The sequence below is a fragment of the Streptosporangium sp. NBC_01755 genome (assembly GCF_035917995.1).
In the GTDB taxonomy this organism is placed as follows: Bacteria; Actinomycetota; Actinomycetes; order Streptosporangiales; family Streptosporangiaceae; genus Streptosporangium.
In genome coordinates, this window is the sequence record NZ_CP109131.1 from 1,731,901 (window position 1) to 1,744,927 (window position 13,027).

Genomic DNA, 13,027 nt, shown 5'->3' on the forward strand with positions numbered 1-13,027 from the left:
CCCGCCTGGCCGACTTCTCCGCTGCGGCCTCAGTGCTCAACGAACCGACACGTCTTCTGGTCCGGTGACCGGGGCGGTCGTCCTGACTGCTTGAACCTGCCTGCACCGGGGTGCGGCAACACATGCGCTCCGGGGTATCTGCCGCGACTTGAGTGCGATCCAATCAGATGTGAACGAGATACATCAATTAGTGATGATACACGCATACATGGCAGTCACGAGATTTAATCTTGTGCATCGTATTCACACTATGATTCACTGGCGTCGCACAATCGCCCCCACCCCCTGGAAAGCGAGGTCCCGCCATGTACGGAAACCCGCAACCCCCGCAGCACGGCTACCCCCAGCCCCCTCCACAGACCGTGATCGTGCAACGGAGGGGAGGCGGCTGCCTGCGCGCGTTCCTCATCGGCGCCACCGTACTGATCGGCCTGGTGGTGATCGGCGCCCTTCTCAGCGGAGGCGACAAGGACGGCGGGAACTCAGCGAGCTCGGACGACACCGCGGCCACCGACACCTCCGCCCCCGCGAAGAAGACCGAACCCAAGTCGGCGGGAATCGGCGACACCGTCAAGGACGGCAAGTTCGCCTTCAAGGTCGCCAAGGTCGAGAAGGGCGTCGCGCGGGTCGGCGACGAGTACGTCGGATCCGATGCCCAGGGGCAATACGTCCTGGTGCACGTCACCGTGAAGAACATCGGTGAGGAGTCCCAGCTGTTCAGCGACTCCTCACAGAAGCTCATCGACACCAAGGGCAGGCAGTACGACCCCGACTCCGGCGCCGCCGCCCTCGGGCTGAAGAATTCCAACGCCTTCCTCAACACCATCAACCCCGGCAACGCGGTCAACGGGATCCTGCTCTTCGACGTCCCGAAGAACTTCAGGATCAAGGCGATCGAACTACACGACTCCATCTTCTCCGACGGTGTCACCGTCGCCCTGAACGACTGACCACGCACCCCTTATCGGACCGATCCACCGGCACCATCGGTAAGATCCGGATCCGGCTATCTCCCCAACGGGCGGCCGATGCCCCAACCTCTGACAATCGGAGTCCCATGTTGGTCGCGCAGCGCTACGAGCTACAGCAGCCGATAGGCCGGGGCGGTATGGGGGAGATCTGGCAGGGCGTCGACCTTCACCTGAACCGCAGGGTGGCCGTCAAGCGTGTCCGGCACGACAGGCTCACCGAGGAGACTGTCCGGCGGTTCATTCGCCGATCTTCTGGCCCAGCCGGTACGGCCCGATGCTGCCGAAGGGAGGAGAACCGGACGCGGTGTCTGCCGGGTACCACTGAGACAGGGAGGATGGCGGTATCGGGGTCGGTATCGATGACGCCTGGTAAGGCTGGGATGCGGATGGCAGACCGTCGCCATCTCGGAAGGCCCGAGCTCCATGGTGAGGCGCGGGAGCCTGGTAAGGCAGGGTCGGCGGCATCGGAGCCCGGTAGTGAGGCGGCGGCATGGGATTGTACTGCCAGGCCCCCGAAGGGAAGGGAACCGTCGGCCGAGTCCGGAAGACGGATGACCGAAGGATGAGCGCGTGCACCGTGCCGCCCAGCCAGCCCACGAGGATCAAGACTCCCGCGATCGCATCGACTTCCGGCTCCTTGGTCGTGGGGTCATTGTCGCTATAAATTCCGGAAATGATGGCGAACGCCAGCAGAAGAACGCTGTAGACACAGGTCGTGAATCCGGCGAACCGGCTTTTCAGCCGCACCGCGGCATGTCCGATGATGAAGGGGGTCGTGAGTCCGAGGGTGTAAAGCGGGGCCAGCGCCCAGATCAGGCTGAGCGGGAAGTTCCACCAGGGAGGCCGGCCGGAAACACGCCCATCGGTGTTGTAGTGATAGTGAGGGGCAGGACCACCGGCTGGGAACACAACACGAATAATACGGACCCGCCACCGTCACCGAGGAGGACAACGCCTACGGAGACTCCATCTCGGAAGCCATCTCGGAAGCCCCCTCGAAACCGTTGGACGACGAAGCAGCGCCTGCCATGGACGAACGGATGCCTGCTCGCGAGGGACGGAGCATCGCGGTCAACGCACCGGGGCGCCGGACGCGATGAGTTTCGCGGCGGGCTTCCCCCATTTTGAAACCTGGCCGACACTGAACGCATGTCGAAACGCACACTGATCTGGTTGGGCGTAACCGTGGCGCTGGCGGCACTGGCCGCGCTGGGGTGGTATTTCATCGCGGTCGGCCTGGATCGTGCCGACAAGCTCGCCAGCGTGCTCGGCGCCTTCGTCGGGCTGCTGGGGCTGGGGCTGGCGGTTTTCGGCGTTGTTTCCTCACCTCCCAAGGACACCGTTTCCTCACCTCCCAAGGACACCGAGCCTGAACCCGAGCCCGGCGGTGTCCACAACGAGATCAGTGGCACCGTGCACGGTAGCGCCGTGCAGGCCAGGGACATCGAAGGCGGGATCACCTTCGGCACTCCAAAACCTCACAGAGCACAGGAGATGGACTGACCATCCTGCGACAGACGACCGGCAATCCCGATCAGCTGCCCTTGTATCGGCCCGCACTCCAGCCGTAGATCGTGAATTGTGCGCACGTGAATCTGCCGTGATCGGCAGTTCGGGCGCCGCCACTGGAGTCCTGATCGGCGATGACACCGGCATTTCTGCCCCCTTCTCATTAAATATGAGACTTTCTGGCAGCAGAGAATCCCGCACGCACTGTTCCTGGCGCGATGTTCTCGACGTCTCCGAAGTCCACTGACAACCAGAATCAAGCACCGACGTGCTGGATGTCGGAATGCGCGGCCGTAGCACGGATCCGGAAAATATCCGCTGCGGCCCGAACCCGATCGATGACCGGCAGGCCGAGGCCGGTTCGGTGTCAAACCTTCGTCACCCTACGCACCGAAAATCGGTGCGTAGGTGCTGTGAACACCTTCCGTTCAGCTCGTTTGTCCACTGTTTCGGACAGGCGGTTTGTTTTTTTCGGCCACGTTCGCGCGATAATCCACCCATTCCGTTGTCCCGGAGTGCCGTCCAACATATGCTCCGCACAGGTAGAACGCACAGCCAAGCCGAGTGGAGGCGGGCATGGCTCGTTCCTGGGAGGCTGACCCTTCCGCGTTGTTCGAGCGGCGATTAGGGAAGTCGGCCAAAGAGTTAGACCGTTCGGACGGCCGCGACGAATGCCCAGATATCTGGCAACTCGACAACGGTGACATCGCGGTGATCGGCAGGGACCTCACCGCCGCCTACAGCCCTCGCCTGCCGGAGGGCGTGTCCCTCGCCCCGGATGAACGACTGGTCGTCATCCCGGGCATCATGCTCAGCGCGGCGAAGGCGGACATCGCCGATGCTTGATCCCCGCGCGCCCTTCCTTGTTCCCGCGCAGGGCGAAAGACTCGTCAGGGACGCCTACCGACGCGACTTCCGGCAACGGGATGCGCAGATTCGCAACCGGGACTCCTGGAAGTTCGAGCGGCGGCAGCACTTCGAGGAACAGGGCAGTCCCAGCCGTGACGCGTTTCGCCGAGGTGACTGGGAGGAAGCGCTGCGGCTTCTCGATGAAAGGCGAGACGACCTGCTCGCGGTCACCCGGGAGGACGAGCGCCGCGGTTCCTTCTTCCACCGGGTACGCGTGGTCGAGACGCCGCTCACGCCATATATGCGGTGGGAGCTGTACTCGCTGCGGCTGCGTGCCGAATGCGGTGAGCGGGTCCGCGTGGTCGGCGTGGAAAAGGTGGCGGCCTCGGAGAGGACCACTCCACTGCCGGAAGTGGTCATCCTCGGCGGCCGAACTCTCTACCACGTTCTCTACACCGAAACCGGCGTCCCGAACGGCGCGGTTCGCTACACCGACCCCGGCCTCATCGGAGGCTGGGAGAAATACATCAAAAGCCTCTACGAGGCCGGTGAAGATGTGATGTCCTACTTCGACCGCGAGGTGGCACACCTTCCCTCGCCCACGACGAAGACGGAGTAGGCGTAAAAAAAGCCCGGAGAAGACGAGAAGAACCCCGGCGGTTCGCATTCCGAACTGTCGGGGTCCTCGCGTGATGTCGTACAGGCCAGGGACGTCAGTGGCGGAGTCCATTTCCACGAACATGGCAGACCGGACCGGAGCGGCCCCGCGAACCTCACCCCACGGCAGCTACCGGCCGATGTGCGCGGGTTCGTCAACCGTACCGGTGAGTTCGAAGAGCTGAACACTGTCCTGATCGGTGAAGACGGCGATCCGCGCGTCATCTCGGTGTGCGTGATCGCCGGGACCGCGGGCGTGGGGAAGACGTCGCTCGCGCTGCGCTGGGCGTATCAGGTCCAAGACCGCTTTCCCGACGGGCAGCTCTACATCAATCTCCGCGGCTACGACCCGGGAGAGCCGGTCACCGCCCAGGAGGCCCTGCACCGTTTCCTGGTCGCTCTCGGCGTCCGCGCCCATTCCGTGCCGCAGGACCCCGACGCCGCCGCCGCGCTCTACCGCTCGCGGCTGGCCGGCCGCCGGATGCTGATCGTCCTGGACAACGCGGCGACGCCGGACCAGGTCCGTCCCTGCTGCCCGGGAGCGCGGGCTGTCTGACCGTACGACGGCCGCCTTCCTGAGCCCTGTCATGAATTATCACCCACGAAAACATGGGACCCTTGATGGGCTTTAGCAGGAAATAAATAATTATTCGGCGGATTGTCCGCCTATGTTCGTGAATCGCAGATCGAGCAGCTATCGAAACGCCGCCGATAATTCTTTTTCCATTGACACGGCAGAGCGTAAATGACACGTTTACCAATGTCTGGCGCCATCACGTGAGATCAGCACCGTGCACATTTCCAACCGCCGGACAAGATTCACACAACGGCCTCTGCCCCCGCTCGACTCGACTCAGCACGGAGGTACGATCATGCGTCAATCACTCCGCAAGATCTCCATGACGGCCGGCATCGTAAGCGCAGCGCTCCTCGGGATGTCGCAGACCGCGGCGATCGCGGTTCCGTCGAAATCCGTCCTCGCACCCCCTCCCGCCCCCGCTCCGGCTCCCGATACCGGTCGGGCTCCCGCGGGGGGCGAGGCGACCCTGGAGAACACCGGTTCCACCGCGAACACCCGGGCGCTGTGCGTCTTCAACACCGCGGGGGACTACGTCCACGTCTCCTCGTCCGCCTTCGAGGCCTCCGGGCACGGCTGGTGGGTCAACGGCAACTGCAACGCCACCCTGGCGGTCGTCACGGTGCAGCTGCAGCAGTACTACTCCGACGGCAGCTGGAGAAACGCCGGCACGGTGGGCCGTGCGACGGTGCGATCCGGCGGCGGCGCCGGCAACCGCGCGACCGGACGCGGCGGCTGTAACAGCAACAGCCTGACGGGATGGCGTAGCGTCGTCGACGTGGACCTGGTCGGTCTGGCCGACGACCCGGGCAAGCTCTACACACCGAGCCGGAACATCTACTGCAGGCGATAGCGGAAGAGGGCGACGTGAGCATCAGACCCGACAGCACCATGTTCGCGGCTCTGCACGGCGAGCTGGTGTCACATCCGTGGCGAGATCCTCACGTCGCCTCCTCGGACGCGTACAGCCTGTTCGTCGCGCGGTCGTCCGCGATGGGATGGCTCACCGAAGCCACCGAGAACGCGTCCGGCGGCCTCTGGGGGATGAACGACGCCGGGCAGGGTCCGGATTCCGGGTCGGATCCGTCACGTATCGCGTGGTTTCAGGTGTCGTTGACCGAACCGGTTCCCGACGGCCGGCCGTTGCCGGTTCAGGCGTTCCTCTCATGTGCGGGGGACGTGGTGGCGCGTATCGGCACTCCGCGCCTGCGAGCGGTTCAGCTCCTGCTGCCGGTGCAGAGCCTCGACGCGTCGTCGCGGGTGAGGGGTGTGATACCCCTGCTCCAGGAGGCCGGCTGGTTCGCCGACGTTGACCCGCGGCTGAGAACGCCGGTGCGGGTGACGTTGGACGGCGGACAGGAGCCGTCCATCCGCTCGGCGGCGCCCGAGATGCTCCGGTGGATGCGGGGTTTCACGCAGGACGTCTTCTCGTGCGACTCGTTCTCCCTGACCGACGACGACACGGTCCTGAAACCCGCCGTCATCGACGAGCTGTGGCGCGGGCCCGCCCGGCACCGGGCCACATTCAGCGGCGTCCTCGCCGAGTGGTCACTGGACGCCCTGGGATGGCTGGCCGCCTTCCTCGCCGAGGCGAGCTCCCAGAACGGGGTCGGCACCCCGTTGATGCTCACGGCCGACCGACCCGAAGGATCGCGTTCACACGTCGATTGAGTTCGGCGGCGCTTCTCTCGGGTCGGCCTCGGAAAAAGCTCTCCCGGGTCAGCGGTGAGCCGGCGTTCGCGGAGTTCGGCCAGGAGTGGTTCATCGGGGTCGATGTCGAACTCAGCCGTCGCGTGCGAGCGCGGCGATGTCCACATCGGCGCTGACACCGTCGAGGTGACGCTCCAGGACCTGCCGGATCGCGGGGAGCAGATCCGGCCGCGCGCCGAGACTCTCGGCGAGTTCGGCGACCAGGGTCACATCCTTGTGCAGGATCCGGGTACTGCCGCGCACGGTCCCCGGCTCCTCCACCAGCCGCGCGACGAGGACCTGGAGCATCGTGGAGTCGGCTGCCGTCCCCGCCAGCAGCTCGGCAATCGTGGTCTCCGCCAGACCCGCCGACGCCGCCAGCCGGAACATCTCGGCCGCCGCGACGACGTGCGCCGCGACCAGGTGCTGGTGCAGGAGCTTCACGGTCGTCCCTGCTCCGAGCGCGCCGCATGCCACCACGCGGGACGCGTACGCCGCGAGCACCGGCTCGGCCGTGAGCAGCGCGCTCCGGTCACCTCCGGCGAAGACCGTCAGCGTCCCGGCCACCGCCGACTCGGTGCCGCCCGAGAACGGCGCGTCGAGCACCCGGCAGCCGGTCTCGGCGAGTGAGCCGAGCGCGACAGCGTCCTGCACCGCGACCGTGGAGTGGTTCACCAGTAAGTGGTTCGGGCCCAAGAGCGGCGCGAGCTCCCCGATGACGCCGCGCACCGTCGGCGGCGTGGGGAGGACGAGCAGGAGCACGGACGCCGCCTCGGCCAGCGCGGCCAGGCTGTCCACACGGTGGGCCTGCGTGGTGCCCCCGAAAGGGTCGTGGCCGAGCACCGGCCAACCGGTGGTCGCCAGGCGGTCGGCGAGCTTTCCGCCCATCGCCCCGAGCCCGACGACACCGACAGTCGGGGGTCCCGTCTCCGTCCGCATCGACCGGCCTCAGATCCGGTGTCCGGCGACGGAGCCGTCGCGCACGTTGCGCTGCACGCTGCCGAGCGCCTCGGCGTAGGCGGCCTCGAGGTCGTCCGGAGCGAGCGGTCCGGCGTAGACGCCACCGCGGACCAGCACGTAGCCGCTGTCGACATAGCGGAGCAGTCGCGTGCTGGTCGGGCTGGTGAGCAACGATGCCACCCCCTCCTCGGCCAGACCGGTCAGGAGGTCGAGCAGCTCGCTGACGATCACCGGTGCCAGCCCGGTCGAGAGCTCGTCGAGCAGGAGGACTCGCGGCTCGTTGAGCAACGCCCGCGAAATCGCCAGCATCTGCTGCTCGCCGCCGCTGAGCACGCCGGCGGATTTGTTCACGCCACGGCGCAGCGGCTCGAACCGCTCGATCCCCCGCTCCACCGCCGCGTCCGGGAGGTCCAGCATCTCCGCCATCACCTGAAGGTTCTCCCGGACCGTCATGCGGGGGAACAGCTGCCGCCCCTGCGGGACCAGCGCCATCCCTCGGCGTGCCCGGTCGACCGCGCTCGTGGCCGAGACGTCCTCACCGTCGAGCAGCACCACGCCCGTGCTGCGCACCGCCCCGTACGCCGCGTTCACCAGCGACGACTTGCCGGCCCCGTTGGCGCCGAGCAGTAGCGTCACACCGCCGGTGGGGACGACGAGTGCCTGACCGGCGAGGTTGAGGGCCACCGCCTTGCCGTAGCCGACTCTGAGATCGCGCACCTCCAGGGCCACCCGATCGTTCTCAGTCGTCACCGAAGTACACCTCCTTCATCTCCGCGCTCGCCATGCACTCGGCCGGGTCTCCGTCGAAGCGCACCTCACCGTGCGCCATGAGCACCACCCGGTTGACAAGGGAGACCACGATGTCGATGTTGTGGTCCACCAGCAGCACCGCGCAACCGGCGTCGGCCATCGTGCGGATCGCGCGGGAGAGTCCCTGGATGCCGTCGGCGTCCAGCCCGGCGAACGGCTCATCGAGGAGCACCACCTCCGGATCCTGGCTGAGCGCGCGCGCCGCCTCCAAGAGGCGGAGCTCACCCAGGGTGAGCTCGGAGGCGGGACGGTCGAGGTCGCGGAGACTGAGCGAGCCGGCCACCTCCTCGGCGCGGCGCCGCAGCCGCTCCGCGCGCGGGTCGAGCAGTCCGTGGATCAGCGTCGCGGCGAACGAGAGCGGTCCGGTGAACGTCGTCGCGTAGGCGCCGATCAGCACGTTCTCCAGCGCGGTGAGCTCGTGTGCGATCTGCGGGTACTGGAAGGTACGCGCCAGCTTCGCCCGCTTGGCCCGCCGGGCCGCGGGCCCGCTCAGCACCCGGTCGGCGACCAGGACCTGGCCGGTGTCCGCGGACTGCTCGCCGCTGATCAGGTCGACGACCGTGCTCTTCCCGGCGCCGTTCGGCCCGACCAGGCCGACCACCTCACCACTGCACACGTGGAAGCTGACGTCGTGGACCGCACGCACGCCGCCGTACGCCTTGTGCAGGCCCTGACAGCTAAGCGCCAGGCTGGACATGGTCCCTCCCCTCCTTGCGACCTAGCCGGGTCAGTCCCGCCAGGACATCGTCGAGCAGACCGAGCAGGCCCCGCCGCGCGAAGATCAGCACCAACAGCACGGCGACCGCGAACGCGAGCGTGCCGGTGTCCTGGAACCAGGTCAGGTTGAAGGTCAGCTGGGTGACGATCACCGCCCCGGCCACCGATCCCCATGGCGACTGGTAGCCGCCGAGGAATGGGATGAACAACGCCACGAAGGCGACTGAGAGCGGCACCGACTCGGGCAGCATCGACAGGTTCACCGCGGCGAAGTACCACCCGCCGACGGAGCCGAGGGCGGCGCCGATACCGAGCGAGATCAACGTCAGCGCTCGCGTCGAAACGCCCGAGGACTCGACGGCACGGGCCGCCTCGCCCTTGGCCCGCAACGCGATCCCGAACGGCGAGGTGCGCAGTCGGTCCAGCCCCCAGGCCGCCAGGAAGAGGGTCAGCAACGCGGCGACCACCAACTGCTGGCGGGTGACCTCGTGGCCGAACACGGTCAGCCCCCGGGTCAGCACCACCCCGGCCGGGCCGCCGGTGAGGTCGGTGCTGTCCACCAGCCAGGCCGTGAACGCCTCGCCGAACAGCAGGGTGACCGCGGCCAGGTAGAAGCCGGAGAGCTTGTACGTCGTCAGCCCGAGCAGCACCGCGACCGCCGCCGAGATCACGATCCCGATCGGCAGCGCCAGGAACAGCGACAGGTTGGTGCGCACGCACAGAATGCCCAGTGCGTAGCCGCCGATCGCGACGTAGGCGTTGTAGGCGACCGACATCGAGTTGCCCATGATGTAGTGGCTGTACAGACCGAGGCTGATCATGCCGTAGGTGACCATGAGGATCGCCAGGTCCTGGCGGTAGCCGTTCTGGCCGACCCACACCACGACCAGCATCAGCACCGCGAACGCGATGGGCGTCCGCCAACGACTAAGCCGACTCAAACGACTAAGCCGGCTCATGCGCGCACCCGCTTGACGAAGATTCCCTCCGGGCGCAGCGCGAAGAAGATCGCTGCGGCGGCGAAGGTCACGTAGCTCAGCGCCGCGGGACCGAAGTGGTAGATGGCCAGCGCCTGCAGGAAGGCCAGGCCGAGCCCTCCGGCGAGCGGCCCCCAGACGTTGGCCGCGCCGCCGATCACGAAGGCGAGGAACCCGAACAGGGTGAACTGCAGCGCGCTGGTGAACGCGACCCCCGCACGGTTGGCGAACAGCGCGCCGGCCAGCCCCGCGAACAGGCCGGACGCGGCGAATGCGAGCAGCCGGATCCGCCGTACCGGCATCCCGAGCATGGTCGCGGCCTGCGTGTTGTCGCCGATCGAGCGGAACTGCCGCCCGAGCTTGGTACGACGCAGGAGCAGCCCGACGGCGGCGAACAGGGCGACGGTGACCGCGATCTCGATAAGCGCCTGTGCGCTGATCACGAGCTTGCCCAACTCGAGCACATCTCCGTTCACCCAGGTCACCCCCGGCAGCGCCGACTTGCCGAAGGCGACCCCGGCCATCTGCTGCACGGCGAAGAGACCGGCCACCAGCGCCATCACCACGTGGTGGTCCTCACCCCCACCGGGCTTGACCAGCGGGGCCACCACCAGCACCTCGATGCACAGGCCGAGCACGGCGCCGGACACCACCCCGACCAGCACGCCGAGCACCAGCGGCAGACCGGCGCCGACCGTGAGCGCCGAGCTGACCATCCCCCCGACGACCACCAGGCCGCCGACGGCGAAGTTGAACAGTGCGGCGCTCTCCTTGACCATGAACAGGGCCAACGCGATCAGGCCCAGGAAACACCCCGTCTCCAGCGTGGGGATGACGAGCTCGACAGGCATGGGGACTCCTTCTCCGTCTCTCAGCGCGTGCGGATCACTCGACCCGCTGGTTCACCTCGACGACGTTCATCGACGGGTCGTAGGTGTAGAGCTGGTGGAAACCCTTGTAGGACCAGGTGCCGGCGTCGTTGAAGGGCACGCCCTGCTCGGTGAGGCGCTGCATGACGCCCTTGATGTCGTCGACCTGGATGGCGATGTGGCCGTTGATGACCGGGTGCAGTCGCAGGTCGTTGTCCCAGGGCAGTGACGGGGTCGGCTTGCAGACATGGATCTGGCGACCGTTGCCGTCCTCGAACAGCGCGACGAAGTCGCTCCCGGTCTCGAGTTGGCCCTGCTTGCCATCGCCGGACCAGGGGAACTGGATCTCGTTCATGCCGAAGACGCTCTGGTAGAAGCGGACCATCGCCCGGACGTCGTGGGCGGGGATGTTGACGTGGTGCAGCTGCCAGCTCATGATTCCTTCGTTTCTCTCGGTTCTCTTGGTTCTCGTTCGAGGACAGGGGGGTCAGATCCGCAGCGGGAAGCCGCCGCCGACGATGAGGGTCTCGCCGGTGACGAAGGCGGCGGCCTCCGAGGCGAGGAACAGCGCGGGGCCGACCAGGTCCGCTGTCCGGCCCTGTCGCGCGATCAACTGCTTGGTCGAGATGAAGTCCTCCAGCAGCGCCGACGGCAGGTCGGCCATCGCGGAGTCGGTGTCCATCGGTCCGGGCGCCACGCAGTTGACCCGGATCCCGTCGGCGGCGAGCTCGGCGGCGAGCGCAGTGGTCACACCGCGCACGGCCAGCTTCGTCACTCCGTACACGTCCCGCGGCACCATGCCGGACACGGACGAGACGTTGATGATGCTGGCGTTCGGGGACCGGGCCAGCCAAGGACGGGCGCTACGGGCGCACCGGACCAGGCCGACGACGTTGACCGACAGGATGGACATCCAGCCGGCACTGTCGATCTCGGTGGCCGGGCGGGACCAGGCCATCAGGTGCAACCCGGCGTTGTTGACCAGGCAGTCGATCCGGCCGGCCCAGTCGGCGATCTCCTCGATCGCCGACTGGACCGACTCGTCGTCCCCGACGTCGCAGCGCACCCCGCGGGCGACGTCGCGACCGAGCTCGGCGGCGGTGGCCTCGGCCTGGTCGAGGTCGAGGTCCGCGAGCGCCACCCGGGCGCCGTCGGCGACCCACGCCTCGGCGAGGGTGCGTCCGATTCCGCGGGCGCCGCCCGTGATCACCACCAGTGGCCGGCCGGCCATCAGTTGCAGCTCGGCTGGTATGCGGCCCAGTTCTGCCCGGGCTGGTTCTGGGCGTCGAAGGTGCGCAGCACGATACCGCACAGCCCGTCGGAGCCGATGTGCTTGTCACCGCTGAACGACATCGTGAACCCGGCGCCACCGAAGCTGGCGTCGAAGCCGGAGATCTTCTGCAGCGCGGCGTTGATCGCCTTCGAGTCGGCGCCGGAGCCGGCGTCCTTGAGCACCTTCGCGGCCAGGTGCACGCTGTCGTAGCCCTGCGCCGAGAACGCCGTGAGCGCCTTGAACTTGGCGCCGTAACGGGCCTTCAGCTTGGTGATGAGCTCGTTGGACCGGGTGTTCTGCGAGGAGATCGCGCTCGCGTAGACCAGGCCGTCCAGGGTTCCCGGCTTGGCCAGCGCCCAGGTTTCGGGCTGGTTGCCGATCGAGGCGAGCGAGAACCGCGGGGTGCTCGGCAGCGCCTGCTTGAGGGCGTTCTGGAACAGCACCTCCAGCTGACCGCCGAGCGAGGAGACCAGCACCGCGTCCGGCTTGGACTCGCTCAGCCGGCTGACCTGGGCGGTGACGTCGGTGGCGTTCATCGGCGCCTTCTCCTTGGCGACCAGGTTCACGCCCGCCTTCTCCAGGGTCGGCAGCAGCGCGTCGTTGAGGCCCGCCATCGTCGGGGAGTCGTCGGTGAGCACGGCCACCCGCTTGTAACCGGCCTTGGTGAAGGCGGCGCCGTAGACGGTGCCCACGTCGGTCACCGGGTTGGCCAGGATGTAGGAGTAGGTGTGGTTCGGCGGCTGCGCGATCGCACCGAGGATGTTGGTCGGCGAGATCGTCGCGATGTGCTCCTGCTGGACGACCGGCTTGACCTGCGCCGCCGACGCGGAACCGGAGTTCATCAAGATGATCCGGGCGTCCGCGTTGATCAGCTTGCGCACCAGCGCCGGCGACTGGCTGGGCTCGCCGCCGTCGCTGAACCGGACCAGCTTCAGCTTCTTCCCGTCGACCCCGCCACCGGCGTTGATCTCCGACAGCGCCAGCTCGATCCCCAGGGTCGCCTCGGCGGACGTCGCGGCGATGCCACCTGCGGTGTCTTCGATCATGCCGATGACGATGTCGCCTCCGCTCTCCGGGGAGTCGCTGCAGGCTGTGACTGAAAGGGACAGCACGGCCGCAGCTAGGCTCACCCCCAGAATTCGAGTTCTATTCGCCATGGCGAGCCTCCA

General features: G+C 67.2%; 16 protein-coding genes. 7 read left to right on the top strand and 9 right to left on the bottom strand.

From position 1 onward, the window contains the following. Positions 1-305 precede the first annotated feature (305 nt). Entirely contained in the window at positions 306-950 is a 645-nt protein-coding gene (locus OG884_RS07745) for a DUF4352 domain-containing protein (protein WP_326643586.1), read from the top strand. A gap of 258 nt (positions 951-1,208) precedes the next feature. On the opposite strand, the gene OG884_RS07750 is transcribed toward OG884_RS07745, so the two are convergent. Continuing rightward, positions 1,209-1,880, bottom strand: a complete 672-nt coding sequence (locus OG884_RS07750) for a hypothetical protein (RefSeq protein ID WP_326643589.1) — start codon at positions 1,878-1,880, stop codon at positions 1,209-1,211. 240 nt (positions 1,881-2,120) lie between these two features. Between OG884_RS07750 and OG884_RS07755 the strand changes: the two genes are divergently transcribed. The 6 genes from OG884_RS07755 (at position 2,121) to OG884_RS07780 (ending at position 6,234) form a co-directional block, all read left to right on the top strand. After that, positions 2,121-2,474: a hypothetical protein gene (locus tag OG884_RS07755; RefSeq protein ID WP_326643591.1), complete on the top strand. Its 354-nt coding sequence runs from the start codon at positions 2,121-2,123 to the stop codon at positions 2,472-2,474. 582 nt (positions 2,475-3,056) lie between these two features. Continuing rightward, complete coding sequence (locus OG884_RS07760) at positions 3,057-3,326, top strand: hypothetical protein (protein WP_326643592.1); 270 nt, start codon at positions 3,057-3,059, stop codon at positions 3,324-3,326. Then, positions 3,319-3,948 carry a DUF6879 family protein gene (locus OG884_RS07765; protein ID WP_326643594.1) on the top strand — a complete coding sequence of 210 codons (630 nt, stop codon included), beginning with the start codon at positions 3,319-3,321 and terminating at the stop codon, positions 3,946-3,948. Before OG884_RS07760 ends, OG884_RS07765 begins: the two co-directional genes overlap by 8 nt. 180 nt (positions 3,949-4,128) lie before the next feature. Continuing rightward, the gene (locus OG884_RS07770; RefSeq protein ID WP_326643596.1) at positions 4,129-4,542 is read left to right on the top strand and encodes an AAA family ATPase; all 414 of its coding nucleotides are present in this window, start codon (positions 4,129-4,131) and stop codon (positions 4,540-4,542) included. A gap of 316 nt (positions 4,543-4,858) precedes the next feature. After that, positions 4,859-5,416, top strand: a complete 558-nt coding sequence (locus OG884_RS07775; RefSeq protein WP_326643599.1) for a hypothetical protein — start codon at positions 4,859-4,861, stop codon at positions 5,414-5,416. A gap of 14 nt (positions 5,417-5,430) precedes the next feature. Continuing rightward, positions 5,431-6,234: a hypothetical protein gene (locus OG884_RS07780; RefSeq protein ID WP_326643601.1), complete on the top strand. Its 804-nt coding sequence runs from the start codon at positions 5,431-5,433 to the stop codon at positions 6,232-6,234. A 111-nt stretch (positions 6,235-6,345) separates the two neighbouring features. Here OG884_RS07780 and OG884_RS07785 read toward each other — a convergent pair whose 3' ends face one another. The 8 genes from OG884_RS07785 to OG884_RS07820 are packed head-to-tail and all read right to left on the bottom strand — an operon-like array spanning position 6,346 to position 12,904. Continuing rightward, a complete protein-coding gene (locus OG884_RS07785; protein WP_326643602.1) occupies positions 6,346-7,191 on the bottom strand; it encodes an NAD(P)-dependent oxidoreductase in 846 nt (281 codons plus the stop codon). Between the two features lie 9 nt (positions 7,192-7,200). Beyond that, positions 7,201-7,962, bottom strand: a complete 762-nt coding sequence (locus OG884_RS07790) for an ATP-binding cassette domain-containing protein (RefSeq protein WP_326643604.1) — start codon at positions 7,960-7,962, stop codon at positions 7,201-7,203. Then, entirely contained in the window at positions 7,952-8,719 is a 768-nt protein-coding gene (locus tag OG884_RS07795) for an ABC transporter ATP-binding protein (protein WP_326643606.1), read from the bottom strand. Before OG884_RS07795 ends, OG884_RS07790 begins: the two co-directional genes overlap by 11 nt. Then, on the bottom strand, positions 8,700-9,680 hold the full coding sequence (locus OG884_RS07800; RefSeq protein ID WP_326643608.1) for a branched-chain amino acid ABC transporter permease: 981 nt from the start codon (positions 9,678-9,680) through the stop codon (positions 8,700-8,702). The genes OG884_RS07795 and OG884_RS07800 overlap by 20 nt, the downstream gene beginning before the upstream one ends. Positions 9,681-9,694: 14 nt before the next feature. After that, positions 9,695-10,567, bottom strand: coding sequence for a branched-chain amino acid ABC transporter permease (locus OG884_RS07805; RefSeq protein ID WP_326643610.1), 873 nt, complete (start codon positions 10,565-10,567; stop codon positions 9,695-9,697). A 34-nt stretch (positions 10,568-10,601) separates the two neighbouring features. Beyond that, positions 10,602-11,021 (bottom strand): VOC family protein, encoded by a 420-nt coding sequence (locus tag OG884_RS07810; protein WP_326643611.1) that lies wholly within the window; start codon positions 11,019-11,021, stop codon positions 10,602-10,604. 51 nt (positions 11,022-11,072) lie between these two features. Further along, complete coding sequence (locus OG884_RS07815) at positions 11,073-11,816, bottom strand: SDR family NAD(P)-dependent oxidoreductase (RefSeq protein WP_326643613.1); 744 nt, start codon at positions 11,814-11,816, stop codon at positions 11,073-11,075. Then, positions 11,816-12,904, bottom strand: a complete 1,089-nt coding sequence (locus tag OG884_RS07820; protein WP_326643615.1) for an ABC transporter substrate-binding protein — start codon at positions 12,902-12,904, stop codon at positions 11,816-11,818. Before OG884_RS07820 ends, OG884_RS07815 begins: the two co-directional genes overlap by 1 nt. Between the last annotated feature and the right edge of the window lie 123 nt (positions 12,905-13,027).

Bases quoted from the DNA above. Each gene is read 5' to 3' on its own strand.
- OG884_RS07745 (WP_326643586.1), top strand. From the start codon at position 306: ATGTACGGAAACCCGCAACCCCCGCAGCACGGCTACCCCCAGCCCCCT.
- OG884_RS07820 (WP_326643615.1), bottom strand. From the start codon at position 12,904: ATGATCGAAGACACCGCAGGTGGCATCGCCGCGACGTCCGCCGAGGCG.
- OG884_RS07795 (WP_326643606.1), bottom strand. From the start codon at position 8,719: ATGTCCAGCCTGGCGCTTAGCTGTCAGGGCCTGCACAAGGCGTACGGC.
- OG884_RS07810 (WP_326643611.1), bottom strand. From the start codon at position 11,021: ATGAGCTGGCAGCTGCACCACGTCAACATCCCCGCCCACGACGTCCGG.
- OG884_RS07805 (WP_326643610.1), bottom strand. From the start codon at position 10,567: ATGCCTGTCGAGCTCGTCATCCCCACGCTGGAGACGGGGTGTTTCCTG.
- OG884_RS07760 (WP_326643592.1), top strand. From the start codon at position 3,057: ATGGCTCGTTCCTGGGAGGCTGACCCTTCCGCGTTGTTCGAGCGGCGA.
- OG884_RS07755 (WP_326643591.1), top strand. From the start codon at position 2,121: ATGTCGAAACGCACACTGATCTGGTTGGGCGTAACCGTGGCGCTGGCG.
- OG884_RS07775 (WP_326643599.1), top strand. From the start codon at position 4,859: ATGCGTCAATCACTCCGCAAGATCTCCATGACGGCCGGCATCGTAAGC.
- OG884_RS07785 (WP_326643602.1), bottom strand. From the start codon at position 7,191: ATGCGGACGGAGACGGGACCCCCGACTGTCGGTGTCGTCGGGCTCGGG.
- OG884_RS07765 (WP_326643594.1), top strand. From the start codon at position 3,319: ATGCTTGATCCCCGCGCGCCCTTCCTTGTTCCCGCGCAGGGCGAAAGA.
- OG884_RS07815 (WP_326643613.1), bottom strand. From the start codon at position 11,816: ATGGCCGGCCGGCCACTGGTGGTGATCACGGGCGGCGCCCGCGGAATC.